This is a genomic window from Streptomyces sp. NPDC102402, assembly GCF_044765765.1.
Lineage (GTDB): Bacteria > Actinomycetota > Actinomycetes > Streptomycetales > Streptomycetaceae > Streptomyces.
This window is the reverse complement of sequence record NZ_JBIWKR010000021.1, coordinates 36,969-55,419: the sequence shown is the minus strand read 5'-3', so window position 1 is coordinate 55,419 and position 18,451 is coordinate 36,969. Positions and strand designations below refer to the sequence as shown.

The window sequence follows — 18,451 nt, the reverse complement described above, 5'->3', positions numbered from 1 at the left end:
TCCCCTTCGGAGGTATCCCTTGTCGACCACCCATGTCCTCCCCCGGTCACTCTCCGCGGAGCAACGGGACTTCGCCACGGCCGTGCGGGACTTCGCCCGCCGCGAGTGCGGTACGCGTGAGCAGCGCGACGCGCTGGCGGCGGAGGCGGGCGGGCCCCACGCCCCGTCGGTCTACGCCCGGCTGGCCGGGCTCGGCTGGCTCGGTGTGTGTCTGCCCGAGGCGTACGGCGGCGCGGGCGGCGGGATGACGGATGCCTGTCTGTTCCTGCGGGAGACGGCGCGCGGTCTCGTGCCGGCGGGCGGGTTCATCACCTCGGTGATCACGGCGAAGGCCTACGAGCGATTCGGCAGTGAGGCGCAGTGCGAGGCGGCGATCGGGGGCGCGGTGGCCGGACGGGTGCTGTCCGTCGCGATGTCGGAACCGGACGCCGGCTCGGACGTGGCGGCGCTGCGGTGCGGCGCCGAACGCACCCCGGACGGCGGCTGGCTGGTCAACGGTCACAAGACATGGATCTCCAACGCGCATCTGGCCGAGCACATCCTGCTGGTGGCCAGGACCGGCAGCGGCGGGGCGAAGCACGAGGGGCTGACCATGTTCCACGTCCCGGCCGGCACGGCCGGGATCGACATCCGGCAGATCGAGACGCTGGGCGGCCGCGAGGTCAACGACGTCTTCCTCACCGATGTCCGGCTGCCGGCGGACGCCGTGGTCGGCACGGCCGACCACGCGTGGCCCCAGCTGATGGCCGGCCTCGACGCCGAACGGCTCTTCCTGGCCGCGAACATGCTGGGCCTGGCGGAGCGGATCCTGGACGACACCGTCGCGTACGTGCGGGGGCGCGAGCAGTTCGGCCGTCCGGTCGGCTCGTTCCAGGCGCTGCGGCACCGGCTGGCCGACCTGGCGACGGAGATCGAGTGCGCGCGGCTGCTCGTCTTCGACGTGGCGGCGGCCTGCGACGCCGAACCGCAGAAGCGGTTCTCCCGCGAGGCGTCCATGGCGAAGCTCAAGGCGACCGAGACTGCCAAGCACGCGGCGCTGGAAGGCATGCAGATGATGGGCGGCTACGGCTACGCCACCGAGTACGACATGCAGCGGCATCTGCGGGCGGCGGTGGTGTCCACGGTGTACGGCGGCACGAGCGAGATCCAGCGCGACATCATCGGCAGGAGCTACGGCCTCTGAGGGCTCCTCGGGCGGCCCTCTTCCGTAGGGCCTCCGGGCGGCCCTCATCCGTAGTCGTAGACCGTCACGTCGAGCCCACGGCCCACCAGCCGCTCGGTGATCAGGGGTTCGACCCTGGACCAGGAGCAGCCCGCGAGGCCGCAGCCGATCCTGGGCATGTGGACCGAGGCGCCGAGCTCCACCGCCCGCACGGCCACCTTCCGCAGTCCCTCGTCGATCGCCTCGTAGCGCACCGGCACGCCCTTGCTGCCGGTGCGCATACCCCGCTGGCCCACGACGTTGGCCACCCATATGTACTGGCCGGCCCGGACGAACTGCACGGCTCCCAGCGCGAAGTCGTTGCCCGAACGCTCCCTGTGCCACCGGCGGTAGGCGGCTTCCGGCTCGGACCAGCGGCGGGACAGGGCGACGACGAAGCCCTTGCCCCAGCCACCCAGGTCGTTGCAGACGTGCACGATCAGCTTGACGCCCTTGCCCTGCGGAGCGGTGGCGTCCCCCCGTACATACGTGATCCCCGGCATGCCCCCACCGTACGGACCGCCACTGACAGCGGCCCCGTCGCTCAGGCCCCGTCCTCCGCGTACAACGCGTCGAGCATCGCGCCGTACCGTTCGCGGATCACCCCGCGGCGGAGCTTCAGTGAAGGCGTGAGCTCGCCTGTCTCCGGGCCCCACTCCCGCGTCAGCAGCCGGTAGCGCTTGATCTGTTCGGTGCGGTTCAGCCGGGCGTTTGCGGCCTCGACCGCCCGGGCGATCTCCTCCTGGACCTCGTGGTGGGCGAGCGGGTCCCCCTCGATGCCGCGGGCCGCCGCCCAGGCCGGGGCCGTCTCGGAGTCGAGGACGAGCAGTGCCACCAGATACGAGCGCCCGTCACCGTGGACGAGGGCCTGGCCGATCAGCGGGTGTTCCTTGAGCGTGTTCTCGACGAGGGCCGGGGAGACGTTCTTGCCGGTCGAGGTGATGATCATCTCCTTCTTGCGGTCGGTGAGCCAGAGATAGCCGTCGTCGTCGACCCGGCCGATGTCCCCCGTGGGGAACCAGCCGTCCTCGTCGAGCGCCCCGTCCACGGTGCCGTCGGCCCGCAGGTAGCCGGCGAACACCGTTGCGCCGCGGACCAGGATCTCGCCGTCGTCGGCGATCCGGAGTTCCAGGCCCTCCAGCGGGCGCCCCACCGAACCGAGCCGGAAGGCCGACGGGCTGTTGGTGGTGAACACGCCGACGGTCTCGGTGAGTCCCCAGGCGTCCATGACGACGATCCCGAACCCCGCCCAGAACCGCACCACGTCGAGCGGCATCGGCGCGGAGGCGCTGGCCGTCCACACCAGCCGCTCGAAGCCCGCCAGTGACAGGACGGGGTCCAGGACGGTCTCCTTGGCCGCCCTGTACGCGGCCTCCAGCCCGGCGGACGGCTGCTCGCCGCGCTCCCGGCAGGACACGTGCTCACGGGCCGTCGCGTTCGCGGCCTCGACGGCGGTCCGCTGTTCCTCCGGCAGCCCCGCCAGGGCGGCCCGCACGGACGCGGCGAGCTTCTCCCACACCCGGGGCACCCCGAAGAACTGGGCGGGGTGCAGGGCGCGCGCCGTGACCGCGACGGCCGCGGTGTCCGCGCAGAGGTGGACGTGCGAGGCCCGGAAGACCGGCAGGTAGATGCCCAGCATCCGTTCCGCGATGTGCGCGAAGGGGAGGTAGCAGATGTGCTCCACGTGGTCGGGAAGCTCCACCACCCGGTCCAGGGCGAGTGCGTTGGACACGACGCCGCGGTGGGTGATCGGGACGGCCTTCGGATCGCCCGTGGTGCCCGAGGTGTAGACGACGGTCAGCGGGTCCTGGGCGCGGATCTCCCGCCACGCCTTGTCGAAGGCCTCCTCGCTCCGCAGCCGCTCCCCCGTCCCGCGCAGCGCACGGTAGGACCTGTGCGGTCCCGCGTCCGCCGGCTCCACGACCACGAGTGCCTCCAGCGGTACGGTGGCGTCCGCCAGCAGGGGCTCCCAGCGCTCCAGCTCCGCGGCGCCCTCGACGATCGCGAACCTGGCACGGCTGTGGCGCGCGATGTGGGCGATCTGGCCGGGGGCCGCGGTCCCGTACACCGAGACGGGGACGGCTCCGAGGTGGGTGAGGGCCAGGTCGCTGAGCCAGTGCTCGGGCCGGTTGCCCATCATCATGAGGACCTGTCCGCCGCGTTCCGCCCCGAGGGCGCCGTAGGCGGCGGCGAGCACGGCCGTCTCGTGGCGCACCTCGCGCCAGGTGAGGGTGGTCCGTCCGCCGCCGGCCGCGTCCTGCCAGGAGAGGGCGGGGAGATCTCCGTGGTCCTCGGCGTTGCGCAGCAGCAGGGCGGGGAGTGTGAGTTGATCGGGCCCGGTGGGAAGTCGCAGGATCGTGGTCACGGCCGCCTCCTGTCCGTTCGGCCGGACCGTGCGGTCCGTACCGGTGGTGGGACTGCGCTTCGATGGTGCCGGACACTTTCACAACAGTGGTGAGACAGCAATACTGTTGCACCTGATCGGTACACAGGCCCGGCACGGGCCCGAGCCCGGCACGGGCCCGGCGACGAGGAGTGGACATGGCGACCGGGACGGACGAACCGACGCTGACCGTCGACGAACTGGCGGCGCGCGCGGGGGTCACCGTGCGCACCGTGCGCTTCTACAGCACCAGGGGCCTCCTGCCGCCCCCGGTGATCGGACCCCGGCGGGTCGGGCACTACGGGCACGGCCATCTCTCCCGGCTGGCCCTGATCGAGGAGCTCCAGCACCAGGGCATGACGCTGGCCGCCATCGAGCGCTACCTCCAGCAGCTGCCTCCGGACCTGAGCGCGCAGGACCTGGCGATCCACCGCGCGCTGGTGGCGTCCTGGGCCCCGGACTCGGCCGAGGACATGGAGCGCGCCGAGCTGGAGCGGCGCGCGGGCCGGCCCCTCAGCGAGCAGGACGTCGACCGGCTCGCGGCCATGGGCGTGCTGGAGCGGCCCGGGACGCCCGGGAGCCCCTTCATGGTGGACCCGGGTCTGCTGCGGCTCGGGGTGGAGCTCCTGGAGGTGCCCATCGCGCACGAGACGATCCTGGCCGCGCGCACGGTCCTGCTGGAGCACACCCGCTCGGCCGCCCACGAGCTGACCCGGCTGTTCCGGGACGAGGTGTGGAACCCCTACCGGGAGCGGGAGTCCGACCCGGAGCACGTGAAGGCGATGAAGTCGCTCTCCGCCCACATGCAGCCGATGGTGCTGCAAGCCCTGCTCACGGCCTTCCAGCGGTCGCTGAAGGAGGAGCTGCGGGCCGCGTTCACCGCCGGGGAGAGGGAGTGAGCACGGCCCGCGGGGGCGCCGTCAGTCGTGGAAGGTCTCGCCCTTCTCCGCCTTCTCCAGCAGGAGCGCGGACGGCAGGAAGCGGTCGCCGTAGCGCTCCGCCAACTGCCGGGCGCGTGCCACGAAGCCGGGCAGGCCGCCTTCGTACCCGTTGATGTACTGGAGCACACCGCCGGTCCACGCGGGGAAGCCGATGCCCATGATGGAGCCGATGTTGGCGTCGGCGACGGTCATGAGGACGTTCTCCTCCAGGCAGCGGACGCTGTCCAGGGCCTCGGAGAAGAGCATCCGCTCCTTCATGTCCTCGAACGGGATCTCGGTCCCCGGCTTCGTGAAGTGCTCGCGGAGCCCGGGCCACAGCAGGCCCCGCCCGCCGTCCTCGCCGTACTCGTAGAAGCCCGCTCCCCCGCTGCGGCCGGGCCGCCCGAACTCGTCGACCATCCGGTCGATGACCGCGTCCGCGGGGTGGGTGGCCCAGGTGCCGCCCGCCTCCTCGACGGCGCGCCGGGTCTCGTCGCGGATCCTGCGCGGCAGGGTGAGCGTGAGCTCGTCCATGAGGGAGAGCACCTTGGCCGGGTAGCCGGCCTGCGCCGCCGCCTGCTCGACCGACGCGGGCTCGACACCCTCGCCGACCATCGCGACGCCTTCGTTGATGAAGTGGCCGATGACCCGCGAGGTGAAGAAGCCGCGCGAGTCGTTGACGACGATCGGGGTCTTCTTGATCCGGCGCACCAGGTCGAAGGCGCGGGCGAGGGCCTCGTCCCCGGTCTTCTCGCCCTTGATGATCTCGACGAGCGGCATCTTGTCCACGGGCGAGAAGAAGTGCAGCCCGATGAAGTCCGCCGGCCGCTCCACTCCCTCGGCGAGCACGGTGATCGGCAGCGTCGAGGTGTTGGAACAGAGCAGCGCGTCGGGCTCGATGACGCCCTGGATCTCCTGGAACACCTTGTGCTTGAGCGCGGTGTCCTCGAACACCGCCTCGATCACGGCGTCGCAGCCCGCCAGGGCGGCCGGGTCGCCGGTCGGGGTGATGCGGGCCAGCACCTCGTCCCGCTTCGCCTCGGTCGTACGGCCCCGGGAGAGCGCCTTGGCGAGGAGCTTCTCGCTGTACGCCTTGCCCTTGGCGGCGGCCTCGGTGGAGACGTCCTTCAGGACGACGTCGATGCCGGCGCGGGCACAGGAGTAGGCGATGCCCGCGCCCATCATGCCGGCGCCGAGAACCGCCACCTTGCGGACCTGGCGCTCCTCGACGCCGTCCGGGCGGCTGGCTCCGGAGTTGACGGCCTGGAGGTCGAAGAAGAACGCCTGGATCATGTTCTTCGCGACCTGGCCGGTGACCAGCTCGGTGAAGTAGCGCGCCTCGATGGCCTGCGCGGTCTCGAAGTCGACCTGGGAGCCTTCGACCGCCGCGGCCATGATGTTGCGGGGCGCGGGCATGGGCGCGCCCGCGAGCTGCTTCTTCAGGTTGGCCGGGAAGGCCGGCAGGTTGGCCGCGAACCTCGGGTTCGACGGGGTGCCGCCGGGGATGCGGTAGCCCTTGACGTCCCAGGGCTGCTGCGACTCGGGGTGGGTGTCGATGAAGGCGCGGGCCTTCTCGAGCATCTCCTCGCGCGTCGCGGCGACCTCGTGGACGAGGCCGTTCTCCAGCGCCCGCGCCGGCGTGTACTGGGTGCCCTGGAGGAGGACCTTCAGCAGGGCGTCGGCGATGCCCATCAGCCGTACGATACGGGTGACTCCGCCACCGGCGGGCAGCAGGCCGAGGGTCACCTCGGGCAGGCCGATCCGGGAGCCGGGGGCGTCCAGGGCGACGCGGTGGTGGGCGGCGAGCGCGATCTCGTAACCGCCTCCGAGCGCGGCGCCGTTGAGCGCGGCGACGACGGGCTTGCCGAGGGTCTCGATGCGGCGGAGCGACCTCTTGATCGAGGTCCCGGCGTCGAACGCGTCCTGGGCGTTCTCCGGACCGATCCGGATCATGTCCTTGAGGTCGCCGCCCGCGAAGAAGGTCTTCTTGGCGGAGGTGTAGACGATGCCGCGGATGGAGTCCTTCTCGGCCTCGGCGCGGTCGGCGACGGCCGCGATGGAGTCGCGGAACGCCTGGTTCATGGTGTTGGCGGACTGGTTGGGGTCGTCGAGTACGAGGGTGACGACGCCGGTCTCGTCCTGTTCCCAGCGAATGGTCGTGCTCTCGGTCATTTGCTTGTCTTCTCCGTAGGAAGGGGAACGGTCAGAGACGCTCGACGACGGTGGCGACACCCATGCCGCCGCCGACGCAGAGGGTGGCGAGGCCGTAGCGCTTGTCCTGGCGCTCCAGTTCGTCGATGAGAGTGCCGAGGATCATCGCGCCGGTCGCGCCCAGCGGATGTCCGAGCGCGATGGCGCCGCCGTTGACGTTGACCTTGTCGAGGCTCAGGCCCATGTCCTTGACGAAGCGCAGGACGACTCCGGCGAAGGCCTCGTTGATCTCGACGAGGTCGATGTCGTCGATGGTGAGTCCGGCCTTGGCCAGCGCCTTGCGCGTGGCGGGGGCTGGGCCGGTGAGCATGATGGTCGGCTCGGATCCCGAGACGGCCGCGGAGACGATCCGGGCGCGCGGGGTGAGGCCGAAGCGCTCGCCGGTCTCCTTGGACCCGATCGCGACGAGGGCGGCACCGTCCACGATGCCGGAGGAGTTGCCGGCGTGGTGGACGTGGTCGATCCTCTCGACCCAGTGGTACTTCTGGAGGGCCACGGCGTCGAAGCCGCCCATCTCGCCGATCGTGGCGAACGAGGGCTTGAGCGAGGCGAGGGAGTCGGCGGTGGTGCCGGGGCGCATGTGCTCGTCGTGGTCGAGGACGAGCAGGCCGTTCCGGTCCCGCACGGGGACGACGGAGCGAGCGAAGCGCTCCTCCTTCCAGGCGACGGCGGCTCGCTCCTGGGACAGGGCGGCGTACTCGTCCACGTCGCGGCGGGAGAAGCCCTCGATGGTGGCGATGAGGTCGGCGCCGATTCCCTGCGGGGCGAAGCCGGTCTCGAAACTGGTCATCGGGTCCATGGCCCAGGCACCGCCGTCGGAGCCCATCGGCACCCGGGACATCGACTCGACACCGCCTGCGAGGACGAGGTCCTCCCACCCCGAACGGACCTTCGCGGCTGCCAGGTTGACGGCTTCGAGGCCCGACGCGCAGAAGCGGTTCTCCTGTACGCCCGCGACGGAGTCCGGGAGTCCGGCGGCGATCGCGGCGATCCGGGCGATGTCGGAGCCCTGGTCACCGAGCGGGCTGACGACACCGAGCACGATGTCGTCGATGGCGGCAGGGTCGAGGCCGGGGAACCGGTCCCTGATCTCGTGGATGAGGCCGACGACGAGGTCGATCGGCTTGGTGCCGTGCAGGGCTCCGTTGGCCTTGCCGCGGCCGCGCGGCGTGCGGATCGCGTCGTAGACGTACGCTTCGGTACTCAAGACAGCAGCCTTTCGGGGTGGTTGTGCAACGGGAGGTCAGGCGAGCAGCGAACGGCCGATGATCTCCTTCATGATCTCGGTCGTCCCGCCGTAGATGGTCTGGATACGGCCGTCGGTGAATGCCTTGGCGACCCGGTACTCCGTCATGTATCCGTATCCGCCGTGGAGTTGGAGGCAGCGGTCGGCGACCCGCTTCTGCAGCTCGGTGGCCCACCACTTGGCCATGGAGGCGTGGACGGCATCGAGGGTGCCCTCGGAGTGGTCCATGATGCAGCGGTCGAGGAAGGCGCGGGTGACGGCGCACTCGGTGGCCATCTCGGCGATCTCGAAGCGGATGTGCTGGAGCTTGGAGAGCGGGCGCCCGAAGGCCTCACGCTCCTTGACGTACTGGGTGGTGATCTCCAGGAGGTGTTCGGCGGCGGCGATGCCGGCGACCGCTATGCCCATCCGCTCCTGGGCCAGATTGGTCATGAGGTGGATGAAGGCGCCGTCGAGCTCGCCGAGGAGGTTCTCCTTGGGGACGCGTACGTCGTCGAAGAACAGCTCGGCGGTGTCCTGTGACTTCTGACCGATCTTGTCCAGGTTGCGGCCCCGCTCGAAGCCCTCGGCGCCGCGCTCGACGACGAGGAGCGAGAGGCCCTTCGCTCCGCCCTCCGGCGAGGTCTTCGCGACGACGATCACCAGATCGGCGAGGATGCCGTTGGAGATGAACGTCTTGGAGCCGTTGAGGAGCCAGTGGTCGCCCTTGTCCTCGGCGGCGGTCCGGATGCCCTGGAGGTCGGAGCCCGCTCCGGGTTCCGTCATCGCGATGGCCGTGATGATCGCGCCGCTGCAGAAGCCGGGGAGCCACCGCCGCTTCTGCTCCTCGGTGGCGAGTCCGGTGAGGTAGGGGCCGATGATGTCGTTGTGCAGGCCGAGCGCCAGCCCGGAGACACCGGCCCGGGTGAACTCCTCGGCGAGCACGGCGCTGTAGCGGAAGTCGGCGTTGCCCCCGCCTCCGTACTCCTCGGGAACGGCGAGGCCGAGCAGCCCCTGGCGTCCGGCCGCGAGCCACGCCTCCCGCGAGACGATGCCGTCCTGCTCCCACTGTTCGTAGTGCGGGAGCACCTCCTTGGACAGGAAGGTGCGGACGGTCTCGCGGAACGCGTCGTGCTCCTCGGTGAAGATCTGCCGCTGCACTTCAAGCCCCCTGGAGCCAGTTCTTGACGGTGGAGATCAGCCGTGCCGGCTCCGGGCCGACAGGCGTCACGTTGAGCATGGTGACCCCGGCCTCGCGGAAGGCGTCGAGGCGGTCCCGCACGTACCCCTCGGGGCCGCAGAGCGTCATGAGCTCGCAGAATTCGTCCGGTACGGCGGCCTCGGCCTCCCGCTTCCTCCCGGAGAGGTAGAGCTCCTGGATGGTGGCGGCCTCCTTCTCGTAGCCGTAGGCGACGGCGAGGTCGTTGTAGAAGTTCTTGCCCGGCGCGCCCATGCCGCCGACGTAGAGCGCGATCTGCGGGCGGGCGAGGTCCCGGACGGCCGCCGCGTCGTCCCCGATGGCGAGCAGCCCGCCGGCGACGGTCCGCAGCGGGCCGAGCGCCGGGTCACGCTTCGCCGCGCCCTCGGCCAGGGCCGTGCCCCAGACCTGCTGGGCCTTCTCCGGGATGTAGAGGGTGGGCAGCCAGCCGTCGGCGATCTCCGCGGTCAGCCGGACGTTGGCGGGGCCGAGGGAGGCGACGTAGAGGGGGATCGTGTCGCGGACCGGCCGGGTGAGGATCTTCAGCGGCTTGCCGAGCTTGCCGCCCTTCTCCTTCGGCAGCGGCATGTCGGTGATGCCGTGGTGGTCGATGACCTCACGGCGCCAGATGCGGCGGCAGAGCTCGACGGTCTCGCGGGTCCGGCCGAGAGGCCTGTCGTACGGCTTGCCGTGCCAGCCCTCCACGACCTGCGGGCCCGAGGCGCCGAGTCCCAGCAGGGCGCGTCCGCCGGACACCGCGTCGAGCCCGGCGCCGGTCTGGGCGATGAGGGCGGGGGTGCGGGAGTAGACGTTGAGGATCGCCGCGCCGATCTTCATTCGCTCGGTGCGGGCGGCGAGGTATCCCATGAGGGTGGGTGAGTCGAAGCCGTACGCCTCGGCGACCCAGACGGCGTCGAGGCCGGCCGACTCGAGGGCGGCGACCTCGTCGCACGCGGCGCGCGGGTCGCCCGCGTAGTCCAGCGGCAGGGAGAGTTCCATCAGCCGGTCGTTTCCTTCCCGGTGGTCGGCAGGCCCGGCAGGTCCCAGTCGGCCGCGACGGACTCGGTGTCCGCGCCGGGCAGCGCGGGTGCGGTGCGCACGGAGACGGGGGTCGCGGAGAAGCGGGGAGCGGGGGCGGGCTGGGTGAGGCCGCTGTGCTCCACGTAGGTGGAACGGGCGGCGAGGTGCGGGTGGCGGGGTGCCTCACGGAGCGAGAGGACGGGGGCCACGCAGGCGTCCGTCCCCTCGAAGATCTCGGTCCACTCGGCGCGTGTGCGGGTACTGAAGCGGTCGGAGACGAGGGCGCGCAACTCCTCCCAGCGTCCGAAGTCGTTGCGGTCGGGGGCCTCGTCCCCGATGCCGAGGAGCGCGGCGAACTCCTCGTAGAAGCGGGGCTCCAGGGCTCCGACCGCCATGTAGCCGCCGTCCGAGGTCTCGTAGGAGCCGTAGAAGGGACAGCCGCCGTCGAGGAGGTTGGTGCCGCGCCGGTCCTGCCAGCTGCCGGCCGCCAGCATGCCGTGGATCATCGTGGCGAGATGGGCGGCGCCGTCGACCACGGCGGCGTCGACGACCTGTCCGGTCCCGCCCGGCGTACGGGCGTGCTGGAGGGCGGCGAGCACGCCGACGACCAGGTAGAGGGAGCCGCCCGCGTAGTCGCCGACCAGGTTGGCGGGCACGGTGGGCGGTTCGCCGGATCTCCCGATCATGGACAGGGTGCCGCTGAGGGCGATGTAGCCGATGTCGTGTCCTGCCCGGTCGGCCAGCGGCCCGTCCTGGCCCCAGCCGGTCATCCGCCCGTAGACGAGTCGCGGATTGCGCTCCAGGCAGGCGTCGGGGCCCACCCCCAGGCGCTCGGCGACACCCGGGCGGTAGCCCTCGATCAGGACGTCGGCGCGCTCGACGAGGTCGAGGACCTGCCCGGCACCGTCCTCGGCCTTGAGATCGACGAGGACCGAGCGCTTGTTGCGGTTGGTGAGGTCGAACGCCGGCTCGATACCGATCACCGAACCTCCCGGCCGGTCGACGCGCACCACGTCGGCGCCGAGGTCGGCGAGGAGCATCGCGGCGAACGGCCCCGGGCCGATGCCCGCCAGTTCGACGACGCGCACCCCGGTCAGGGGGCCCTGGGACCCGTGTCCTGTCGTTGCCATCAAGCCCCCAGCGGTGTGACACAACTGATGTAACATCGATGATGCTAAGAACGGACCACGCTCCGCACAACCCTTTTGGCCGAGCAAGCGCTTAGTTCTTTCCCCTGGATCCTCTCTCACCGGAGCCCGCCCGGCCGCACGGCACCACGAACACCTCCGCTACCCTCTGCCTCCCAGATCGGCGCCGGCGTCCTCGGAGGCACTCATGAACAGGCAGAACGGGGCAGAACGCCCTTATGACGTCGTCCTTTTCGGAGCCACCGGCTTCGTGGGGGCGCTCACGGCCGAATATCTGGCCGCCCACGCGCCGGAAGGCTGTCGTTGGGCCCTGGCCGGGCGGAGCCGCGGCAAGCTGGAGGAGCTGCGCGACCGTCTCGCCGCGCAGCACCCGCGCTGCTCGGACCTGCCCCTCCTGACGGCCGACGCGGACGACGCGGACGCCCTGCGGACACTCGCCGAGTCCTCGCACGTGGTGGCGTCGACGGTCGGCCCGTACGTCTGGTACGGCGAGAAGCTGGTCGCGGCCTGCGCGGAGGCGGGGACGGACTACACGGACCTCACGGGCGAGGCCGAGTTCGTCGACAGGATGTTCCTGGAGCACGACGGCCGGGCCCGGGAGACGGGGGCCCGCCTCGTGCACGCCTGCGGCTTCGACTCCGTGCCGCACGACCTCGGCGCCTACTTCACCGTCCAGCAGCTCCCCGAGGACGTACCGCTGACCGTCGACGGCTATGTCCGCACCAACGCCGTCTTCTCCGGTGGCACCTTCGCCTCGGCGCTCACCGCCCTGGGCCGCGGCCCGCAGATGCTGCGGGCCGCGAAGGAACGCCGGCTGCACGAGCCCCGCCTGGTGGCCCGCCGGGCCCGCGCACCGCAGGGCTCACCGCACTTCAGCCCGGAGACCGGCACCTGGGCACTGCCTTTGCCGACCCTGGACCCCCGCGTCGTGGAGCGGTCCGCCCGGGCACTGGAGCGCTACGGTCCCGACTTCCGCTACCGGCACTTCGCCTCGGTCAAGCACCTGCCGATGGCTCTCGGCGGCACGGCGGCCGTGACCCTGCTCGCGGGCGCCGCCCAGATCCCCGCCGCGCGTGACTGGCTCTCGGCCCGGGTGGAACCGGGCACGGGCCCCGGCGAGCAGCGCAGGAGGCGCAGCTGGTTCACGGTCCGCTTCGTCGGGGAGGGCGGCGGACGGCGGGTCTTCACCGAGGTGTCGGGCGGCGACCCGGGCTACGACGAGACGGCGAAGATGCTGGCCGAGGCGGCTCTGGCGCTCGCCCTCGACGATCTGCCGGCGACGTCGGGTCAGGTCACGACGGCGGTGGCGATGGGCGATGCGCTGCTGGAGCGGCTGACGGCGGCCGGGCTGCGATTCCGGGTGGCGGCGGTGCGCTGACCCCCTGGGGCCGGCGTCCCGACCGGGTCAGAACATCCAGGCCGCCAGCGTGACGACCATGGACACGGTCCAGGCTCCTCCTGCGAGGACGCCCAGGGTCATGCCCACGGCGACGCCGCGCTGGGAAAGACGTACGGTTCCGGTGCTCATCCGAGGTGCGTGGTGGTCGATCATGTGTACCAGCCTGCCCTCGATGTTCGACGAACAACATCCGTACATGTACTCAGTTCGCAACAGACCCGGCCTCGGTACAGAGCCTGACGTCCAGCCGTCGTCAAACTCCTGCCCGAGTACGCGCGCCCGCCCGGCGCCGTCGCGGTGCGGGACTCCGATCAGCCGATCGCTTCCCTCAGGGCGGACCGGCACAAGGCGTCCGCCCTGCGTGTGGTCTCCGGCTGGCGGAAGTCCCGGGCCAGCGCGAGCGTCTGCGCGCAGGCGTTGTCCAGGCCGGTGCGGTGGCCGACGGAGACGAAGACGGGCTTCGTGCCGTCCTGCGTGCGCAGGGCACGGCCCACTTCCTCGTCCCCGTCCATCAGCGGGGTGAAGTCACCGCGCCGGGGGCCGGGCTGCTCGTAGTGGAAGGTGAAGGGGTTCTTCGCGACACCGATGACCTGCAGCCCGGTGAGGACGCCGAGGTGACTGGCGAGCCCGAACCTGCGCGGGTGGGCACGACCGTAGCCGTCGCAGACGACGAGCCCCGGCTCCACAGGCAGGCCCTCCAACGCGGCCATGACGGCCGGGATCTCCCGGAAGGCGAGGAGCCCGGGGACGTACGGAAACGTCACCCGGCCCTCGGCGGTGGCCTCGGCGATCACCTCCAGGGTCGCCGAGTCCAGGACGACGGCCGCCGCGACGACCAGGTCGCGCTCGTCGTCGTAGGCGACGTCGACCCCCGTCACCCGGCCGGTTCCGGGTGGCGGACCGGGCTCGTCCAGGACCACGCGCGTGCGCAACTCGGCCTGTACGGCGCGGGCTTCCGCCTCGTCGGCGGGCATCCGGAAAGTCGTCATGGCGGGTCAGTCTAGGCAGCGGCCGGTAGCCTGGCGATCATGTTCGTTCTCGAGTTGACCTACACCGCACCGGTCGAGCACGTCGACGCCCTCATGACGGAGCACGTCGCCTGGCTGGACACGCAGTACGCGGCCGGGGTGTTCGTCGCCTCCGGACGCAAGAACCCACGCGACGGCGGTGTGATCCTGGCCGTCGGGGAGGACCGTGGCGAGATCGAGGAGATCGCGGCCTCCGACCCCTTCGCGGCGCACGGGGTGTGTGCCTACCGGATCACGGAGTTCCTCGCGACGAAGACCTCGGAGGCGCTCGCGCCGTACCGGCAGCAGCTGCCGGGCCAGTAGCAGTGCCGGCCGGGGCCCGCCAGGCCGTGCCGGGGCGCCGCGCGGGAGGATCTCCGGCCGCGTGGTGCGGGCGCGGCCCCTGCCCCGTGTCGGACCGGGCTCAGCCGAGACCACGATGGGCGGCCCACAACGCCCCGGCACGGCCGGCGGCGCTGTCGATCAGGGCCGCCAGTTCGGGTCTGTCCGGAACGGGGAACGAGACGTATGCGCCCCGGCCACCGCCGGCCGGCCGGCCGTATGCCTTCGCGGCGAGGCGGCCGTCCGGGAGGAGGCGGACGTTGAGTGTGGTCAGCGTGAATGCCTCACCGCGTCGGGTGTCCGTCCAGCGGAGCACCTCCGGGATCGTGACATTGACGGCCAGAGCACTCACTTCCAGGTCGCCGCTCATGGACGGATGTTCTCACGCGAGTCGCCGCGGGCGGCCACCACCGAGTCGTGCGGCGGGAGTTCGCATCACGGCTCGCCGCCGTTCCGGGGCCCGGCCGCACGTGCGGTGAGGTCCTCGTCCGTGATGGGGCGGACCACCCGGCACGGCGTTCCGAGCGCGACACTCATCGGGGGAATGCTGCGGCTGACGACACTGCCGGCACCGATGACCGACCCGTATCCGATGCGGACGCCCGGCAGGACCACCACATTGCTGCCGATCCACACCTTGTCCTCGATGTCGATCGGCTCGGAGAACCGCCCGAAGTCGGCGCGTCTCGCGGGATGGACCGGGTGTCCCGTGGTTGTCAGTGTCACGCTGGGAGCGATCATCACGTCGTTGCCGATGCGGATGTCCACGTCGTCGACGAACGTCAGGTTGACGTTGCCGAAGAAGTCGTCGCCCAGGTGGACGTTGCTGCCGAACGCCGCGTGGAACGGCGGTAGCAGCGCCGTACGTTCGCCGACCGAGCCGAGGATCTCGACGAGCAGCGAACGGCGCATGTCCGTGCGGCTCGGGGGCGTCCGGTTGTATTCGAAGATCTGATCCGCGCGGCGCCGAGGGGCCAGGAAGGCCGCCTCCGACTCGGTGTAGACGAGGCCCTTGGCGATCCTGCCCAGAACGTCCTCATGGTCGGCATCCGTCACAGCTGGAGGCTCCCTTCGTGCACAGGTGCGTGATGTGCTGATGTGCGTGATGTGCGTGACGGGCGTGACGGGCGCGATGTGCGTGACCCGCTCGCCGCTACCGCAGCCGCGCGACCCGCCCCTGCTCGCCCGAGGCCCAGCACCCGCCGTCCGAGGCGCAGTCGACCGTGTCGTACGAGCCGGTGTCCACGGTCCGCCAGGTGCGCCCGCCGTCCCGGGTGACATCCGTGCCGGTCGGGCCCACGGCGAGTGCGGACGCCCTGCTGTGCGGCAGCCAGGCCACACCGGAGCGGTAGGCGGGCGGCGGGGTGGCCGCACCCTGCCAGCTCCTGCCGCCGTCCCGGGTGACGGAGGCGGCGTCCGGCGACGCCTGGTCCGCGCGGTAGTCGCCGCCCACCGCGATGCCGTGCGCGCGGTCGCGGAAGGCGAGCCCGAACACGCCGCGCGCCGGGTCACCCGCCGGGATCGGCGAGGCGGCCTGCGTCCAGGTCAGACCGCGGTCCCCCGAGTGCAGCACCCGGGCGGTCGCCGCGCCGCCGGTGGCGAGCCAGACGTCCTTGGCGCCCACGCTGACGAGGCACTGGCCGCTCGCCGCGAAACCGGCCTCGCCGGGCTGCGCGGCGGGCATCCCGGCATCGGGCAGCACCCGCCAGCTCCGGCCGCCGTCGGAGGTGGAGAGGATACGGAACCTCCCGTCCACCGGGTCGCTCATGGCGAGCCCGTGACGGCTGTCGAAGAACGTCAGACAGTCGTAGAAGGCCCGGGCGTCGGCGTTGCGGAAGGACTCGGCCCAGGTCACGCCACCGTCCTCGGTACGGAAGACCCGGGAGGCTTCGCCCTCGCCGATGGCCAGGGCGACCGCCCGCTGCCGGTCGAACGCCTCGATGTCACGGAACTCCAGTCCGGAAGCACCGGTTGGCGAGACGTCGCGCCAGTGGCGCCCACCGTCCGTGGTGCGCAGCACCGTGCCCCCGGAACCCGCCACCCAGGCGGCGTCGCGGCCGACGGCGGCAAGGCCGCGGAAACGCGCGTCCGTTCCCGTCGTGGTGAGCGCCCACTCCGGCTCCCTGTACCGGTGCCCGGCCTGCGCGGCGTGCGCGGTCGGCGCGGCCAGTGCGGCGGTCACCGCCGCGCCGCAGAGTCCCAGTGCCATCAGCCGTCTCGTCTTCCCCATGGCCCTCATGGCGCTGGAAGCTAACCCACCCGTGGACCGCCGTCCAGGGTGCGCCGCGCGAAACGGGGCAGTTGATCAGAGGGGGGCGGCGCGGTGACGCAGCTCACGCCGCCCGCGAGTGCACGGATGGAGGCGTTCCGTCGTCTACTCCAATGCCGGGAACCGTTCGTCCGAGGCGAGAGGGAGCAGGTCTTGTCCAGCGTTATCGAGCAGTCCGTGCAGGCCCGTATGGTCGCGTCCGCACCGCGTATGGAGACCCTGCCCGCCACTCTGCACTACGACCGCAGGGATCCCTTCGCCGTCCGCATGGCGTTTCCCGGGCCGGCGACCCTCGAAGGCACCGAGGTGTCCTGGGAGTTCTCCCGCGAGCTGCTCTCCACCGGAATGGACGGGCCGGCCGGGGTCGGCGACGTGCGGGTCCGGCCGTTCGGATACGACCGTACGGTGCTGGAGTTCCACGCCGTGGAGGGCATCGCCATGGTGCACGTCCGCACATCGGAACTGCGCCGCTTCCTGAAGCGGGCGCAGGAACTGGTCCCGGTGGGCGACGAGTACCGCTTCATGGACCTGGACGGTGACCTCACCGACCTGCTGGGCGGGTCCGCCTGAACCCTGTCCTGCCGATCCCTCCCGTCTGCCGCTCCCGCCGGTCCCGCCCGGTACCTCCCGTCTGCCGCTCCTGCCGGTCCTGCCGGTCCTGAGCAGGTGCGCCTGAATCCGGCTCCGTCCCGACGCGCACCGCTCGCCCGCCCTGCCCGCGGTCGCCGGGAGCCACCCGGTGACCGCCTACGGACGCGGGCTGACTCCAGGACATCGCCCCTGGTCAGCTGCCGGGAACCGAGGCGGCAGACGTCCGACTTGCCCCTCTACGTACGCCACTGACCTGCTCTTATGACACAGGGTGAGCGCATACCGCGACGACAGGGCTTGGCTATGGCCTTACCGCCGCCTTAACCTACGGTCACGTAACCTACGAAGCCGTAGGTAATTCTCCCGTCCCCAGGAGCCCCCCGTGACGATCACCTCTCCCCAACTCGGCAGTTCGAAGGCGTGGACAGACGCCCAGCTGCTGTACGCACTGGAAGAGGTGGTGGAGAAGGAACTCAACCGCCATCTCAAGGTCGCCAAGGACTGGATGCCCCACGAGTACGTACCGTTCTCCGACGGCCGGAACTTCCCCGGCGTCTTCGAGGACGGCGAGGCGTGGGAGACCGGCCAGTCCAAGGTCACCGACATCGGCCGGATCGCGCTCGTCGTGAATCTGCTGACCGAGGACAACCTCCCCAGCTACCACCACGAGATCGCCTCCCTGTTCGGCCGCGACGGCGCCTGGGGCACCTGGGTGCACCGCTGGACCGCCGAGGAGGGCCGGCACGGCATCGTGATGCGCGACTACCTGCTCACCTCACGCGCCGTGGACCCGGACAAACTGGAGCAGTTCCGCATGGCGCACATGGCGGAGGGCTTCGAGTCCGACAACCGCCACTCCATGCTGCACTCCGTCGCGTACGTCGCGTTCCAGGAGCTCGCGACCCGCGTCTCGCACCGCAACACCGGCCACCAGTCGGGCGACCCTGTCTGCGACCGGATGCTGGCCCGCATCGCGACCGACGAGAACCTGCACATGGTCTTCTACCGCAACCTGCTCGGTGCGGCCTTCGACCTCGCACCGGACCTCACGATGCAGTCCGTGCGGGACGTCGTCGTCAACTTCCGGATGCCCGGACACGGCATGCCCGGATTCGAGCGGGCGGCCGCGCAGATGGCGATCGGCGAGATCTACAACATGCGCATCCATCACGACGACGTGATCCAGCCCGTCCTGCGCTACCTGAAGGTCCTCGACATCGACGGGCTCGGCCCCGAGGGCCTCAAGGCGCAGGAGGAGCTCGGGCTGTACATGAACGGCCTGGACAGCGAGGCGTCCAAGTTCGACGAGAAGCTGGCGGCGCGCAAGGCCCGCCTGGCGGCCCGGGCCGCCCAGGGCTGATCCCTCCCCATCCCCCCTGGCACGGCTCGGGATCCGCTCCCCGATCCGTGCCGGGCAGTGGGGGGGGGGGGGGGGGGGGGGGGGGGGGGCGGCCGCCCCGGGACGCCCGCCCGACCAAAGCAACGAGCGACACGAAATATGAAAGAATACGATGAAGAACCACAAAAACGAGAAAAA

General features: G+C 71.2%; 18 protein-coding genes. 6 read left to right on the top strand and 12 right to left on the bottom strand.

The genetic code is table 11. The features are described 5' to 3' along the window. Positions 1-19 precede the first annotated feature (19 nt). Positions 20-1,183: an acyl-CoA dehydrogenase family protein gene (locus ACIRJR_RS34220; RefSeq protein WP_403788150.1), complete on the top strand. Its 1,164-nt coding sequence runs from the start codon at positions 20-22 to the stop codon at positions 1,181-1,183. Between the two features lie 44 nt (positions 1,184-1,227). Here ACIRJR_RS34220 and ACIRJR_RS34215 read toward each other — a convergent pair whose 3' ends face one another. Continuing rightward, positions 1,228-1,704 (bottom strand): macro domain-containing protein, encoded by a 477-nt coding sequence (locus tag ACIRJR_RS34215; protein ID WP_403788148.1) that lies wholly within the window; start codon positions 1,702-1,704, stop codon positions 1,228-1,230. 41 nt (positions 1,705-1,745) lie between these two features. Beyond that, positions 1,746-3,566 (bottom strand): AMP-dependent synthetase/ligase, encoded by a 1,821-nt coding sequence (locus ACIRJR_RS34210; RefSeq protein ID WP_403788146.1) that lies wholly within the window; start codon positions 3,564-3,566, stop codon positions 1,746-1,748. Positions 3,567-3,742: 176 nt separating this feature from the next. Here ACIRJR_RS34210 and ACIRJR_RS34205 point away from each other — a divergent pair, with 176 nt between their 5' ends. Further along, positions 3,743-4,483: a MerR family transcriptional regulator gene (locus ACIRJR_RS34205; protein WP_403788144.1), complete on the top strand. Its 741-nt coding sequence runs from the start codon at positions 3,743-3,745 to the stop codon at positions 4,481-4,483. Positions 4,484-4,504: 21 nt separating this feature from the next. Here ACIRJR_RS34205 and ACIRJR_RS34200 read toward each other — a convergent pair whose 3' ends face one another. From ACIRJR_RS34200 to ACIRJR_RS34180, 5 genes are read right to left on the bottom strand one after another with little or no spacing between them, the layout of a single operon-like run. Continuing rightward, positions 4,505-6,676: a 3-hydroxyacyl-CoA dehydrogenase NAD-binding domain-containing protein gene (locus ACIRJR_RS34200; protein WP_403788142.1), complete on the bottom strand. Its 2,172-nt coding sequence runs from the start codon at positions 6,674-6,676 to the stop codon at positions 4,505-4,507. A gap of 31 nt (positions 6,677-6,707) precedes the next feature. Continuing rightward, positions 6,708-7,922 carry an acetyl-CoA C-acetyltransferase gene (locus ACIRJR_RS34195; protein WP_403788140.1) on the bottom strand — a complete coding sequence of 405 codons (1,215 nt, stop codon included), beginning with the start codon at positions 7,920-7,922 and terminating at the stop codon, positions 6,708-6,710. 36 nt (positions 7,923-7,958) lie between these two features. Then, the gene (locus ACIRJR_RS34190) at positions 7,959-9,101 is read right to left on the bottom strand and encodes an acyl-CoA dehydrogenase family protein (protein WP_403788138.1); all 1,143 of its coding nucleotides are present in this window, start codon (positions 9,099-9,101) and stop codon (positions 7,959-7,961) included. Position 9,102: 1 nt separating this feature from the next. Further along, positions 9,103-10,137, bottom strand: a complete 1,035-nt coding sequence (locus tag ACIRJR_RS34185; RefSeq protein ID WP_403788136.1) for an LLM class F420-dependent oxidoreductase — start codon at positions 10,135-10,137, stop codon at positions 9,103-9,105. Further along, positions 10,137-11,288, bottom strand: coding sequence for a CaiB/BaiF CoA transferase family protein (locus tag ACIRJR_RS34180; RefSeq protein ID WP_403788134.1), 1,152 nt, complete (start codon positions 11,286-11,288; stop codon positions 10,137-10,139). Before ACIRJR_RS34180 ends, ACIRJR_RS34185 begins: the two co-directional genes overlap by 1 nt. Positions 11,289-11,493: 205 nt before the next feature. Here ACIRJR_RS34180 and ACIRJR_RS34175 point away from each other — a divergent pair, with 205 nt between their 5' ends. Beyond that, positions 11,494-12,684, top strand: coding sequence for a saccharopine dehydrogenase family protein (locus ACIRJR_RS34175; protein WP_403788132.1), 1,191 nt, complete (start codon positions 11,494-11,496; stop codon positions 12,682-12,684). Between the two features lie 27 nt (positions 12,685-12,711). Here the strand turns inward: ACIRJR_RS34175 and mmpA are convergent, their stop codons facing one another. Both mmpA and ACIRJR_RS34165 read right to left on the bottom strand, forming a co-directional pair. After that, positions 12,712-12,858, bottom strand: a complete 147-nt coding sequence (mmpA, locus tag ACIRJR_RS34170) for a morphogenic membrane protein MmpA (RefSeq protein WP_403788130.1) — start codon at positions 12,856-12,858, stop codon at positions 12,712-12,714. Positions 12,859-13,016: 158 nt separating this feature from the next. After that, positions 13,017-13,694 (bottom strand): endonuclease V, encoded by a 678-nt coding sequence (locus ACIRJR_RS34165; protein WP_403788128.1) that lies wholly within the window; start codon positions 13,692-13,694, stop codon positions 13,017-13,019. 39 nt (positions 13,695-13,733) lie between these two features. Between ACIRJR_RS34165 and ACIRJR_RS34160 the strand changes: the two genes are divergently transcribed. Next, the gene (locus tag ACIRJR_RS34160; protein WP_403788126.1) at positions 13,734-14,036 is read left to right on the top strand and encodes a YciI family protein; all 303 of its coding nucleotides are present in this window, start codon (positions 13,734-13,736) and stop codon (positions 14,034-14,036) included. A gap of 100 nt (positions 14,037-14,136) precedes the next feature. Here the strand turns inward: ACIRJR_RS34160 and ACIRJR_RS34155 are convergent, their stop codons facing one another. The 3 genes from ACIRJR_RS34155 to ACIRJR_RS34145 form a co-directional block, all read right to left on the bottom strand. After that, a complete protein-coding gene (locus tag ACIRJR_RS34155) occupies positions 14,137-14,424 on the bottom strand; it encodes a hypothetical protein (RefSeq protein ID WP_403788124.1) in 288 nt (95 codons plus the stop codon). A 65-nt stretch (positions 14,425-14,489) separates the two neighbouring features. Next, entirely contained in the window at positions 14,490-15,110 is a 621-nt protein-coding gene (locus tag ACIRJR_RS34150; RefSeq protein WP_403788122.1) for a sugar O-acetyltransferase, read from the bottom strand. Between the two features lie 97 nt (positions 15,111-15,207). Continuing rightward, a complete protein-coding gene (locus ACIRJR_RS34145; RefSeq protein ID WP_403788120.1) occupies positions 15,208-16,293 on the bottom strand; it encodes a WD40/YVTN/BNR-like repeat-containing protein in 1,086 nt (361 codons plus the stop codon). Between the two features lie 183 nt (positions 16,294-16,476). On the opposite strand from ACIRJR_RS34145, the gene ACIRJR_RS34140 reads away from it, so the two are divergent. Together ACIRJR_RS34140 and ACIRJR_RS34135 are read left to right on the top strand one after the other, a co-directional pair. After that, a complete protein-coding gene (locus tag ACIRJR_RS34140; protein ID WP_403788118.1) occupies positions 16,477-16,893 on the top strand; it encodes an SsgA family sporulation/cell division regulator in 417 nt (138 codons plus the stop codon). A 403-nt stretch (positions 16,894-17,296) separates the two neighbouring features. Continuing rightward, positions 17,297-18,274: an acyl-ACP desaturase gene (locus ACIRJR_RS34135; protein ID WP_403788116.1), complete on the top strand. Its 978-nt coding sequence runs from the start codon at positions 17,297-17,299 to the stop codon at positions 18,272-18,274. Positions 18,275-18,451: the final 177 nt, after the last annotated feature.

What these genes read in the sequence shown, in the direction of transcription:
- ACIRJR_RS34215 (WP_403788148.1), bottom strand. Translation starts at nt 1,704, where the DNA reads ATGCCGGGGATCACGTATGTACGGGGGGACGCCACCGCTCCGCAGGGC.
- ACIRJR_RS34205 (WP_403788144.1), top strand. Translation starts at nt 3,743, where the DNA reads ATGGCGACCGGGACGGACGAACCGACGCTGACCGTCGACGAACTGGCG.
- ACIRJR_RS34200 (WP_403788142.1), bottom strand. Translation starts at nt 6,676, where the DNA reads ATGACCGAGAGCACGACCATTCGCTGGGAACAGGACGAGACCGGCGTC.
- ACIRJR_RS34185 (WP_403788136.1), bottom strand. Translation starts at nt 10,137, where the DNA reads ATGGAACTCTCCCTGCCGCTGGACTACGCGGGCGACCCGCGCGCCGCG.
- ACIRJR_RS34180 (WP_403788134.1), bottom strand. Translation starts at nt 11,288, where the DNA reads ATGGCAACGACAGGACACGGGTCCCAGGGCCCCCTGACCGGGGTGCGC.
- ACIRJR_RS34175 (WP_403788132.1), top strand. Translation starts at nt 11,494, where the DNA reads ATGAACAGGCAGAACGGGGCAGAACGCCCTTATGACGTCGTCCTTTTC.
- mmpA (WP_403788130.1), bottom strand. Translation starts at nt 12,858, where the DNA reads ATGATCGACCACCACGCACCTCGGATGAGCACCGGAACCGTACGTCTT.
- ACIRJR_RS34165 (WP_403788128.1), bottom strand. Translation starts at nt 13,694, where the DNA reads ATGACGACTTTCCGGATGCCCGCCGACGAGGCGGAAGCCCGCGCCGTA.
- ACIRJR_RS34160 (WP_403788126.1), top strand. Translation starts at nt 13,734, where the DNA reads ATGTTCGTTCTCGAGTTGACCTACACCGCACCGGTCGAGCACGTCGAC.
- ACIRJR_RS34155 (WP_403788124.1), bottom strand. Translation starts at nt 14,424, where the DNA reads ATGAGCGGCGACCTGGAAGTGAGTGCTCTGGCCGTCAATGTCACGATC.
- ACIRJR_RS34145 (WP_403788120.1), bottom strand. Translation starts at nt 16,293, where the DNA reads ATGAGGGCCATGGGGAAGACGAGACGGCTGATGGCACTGGGACTCTGC.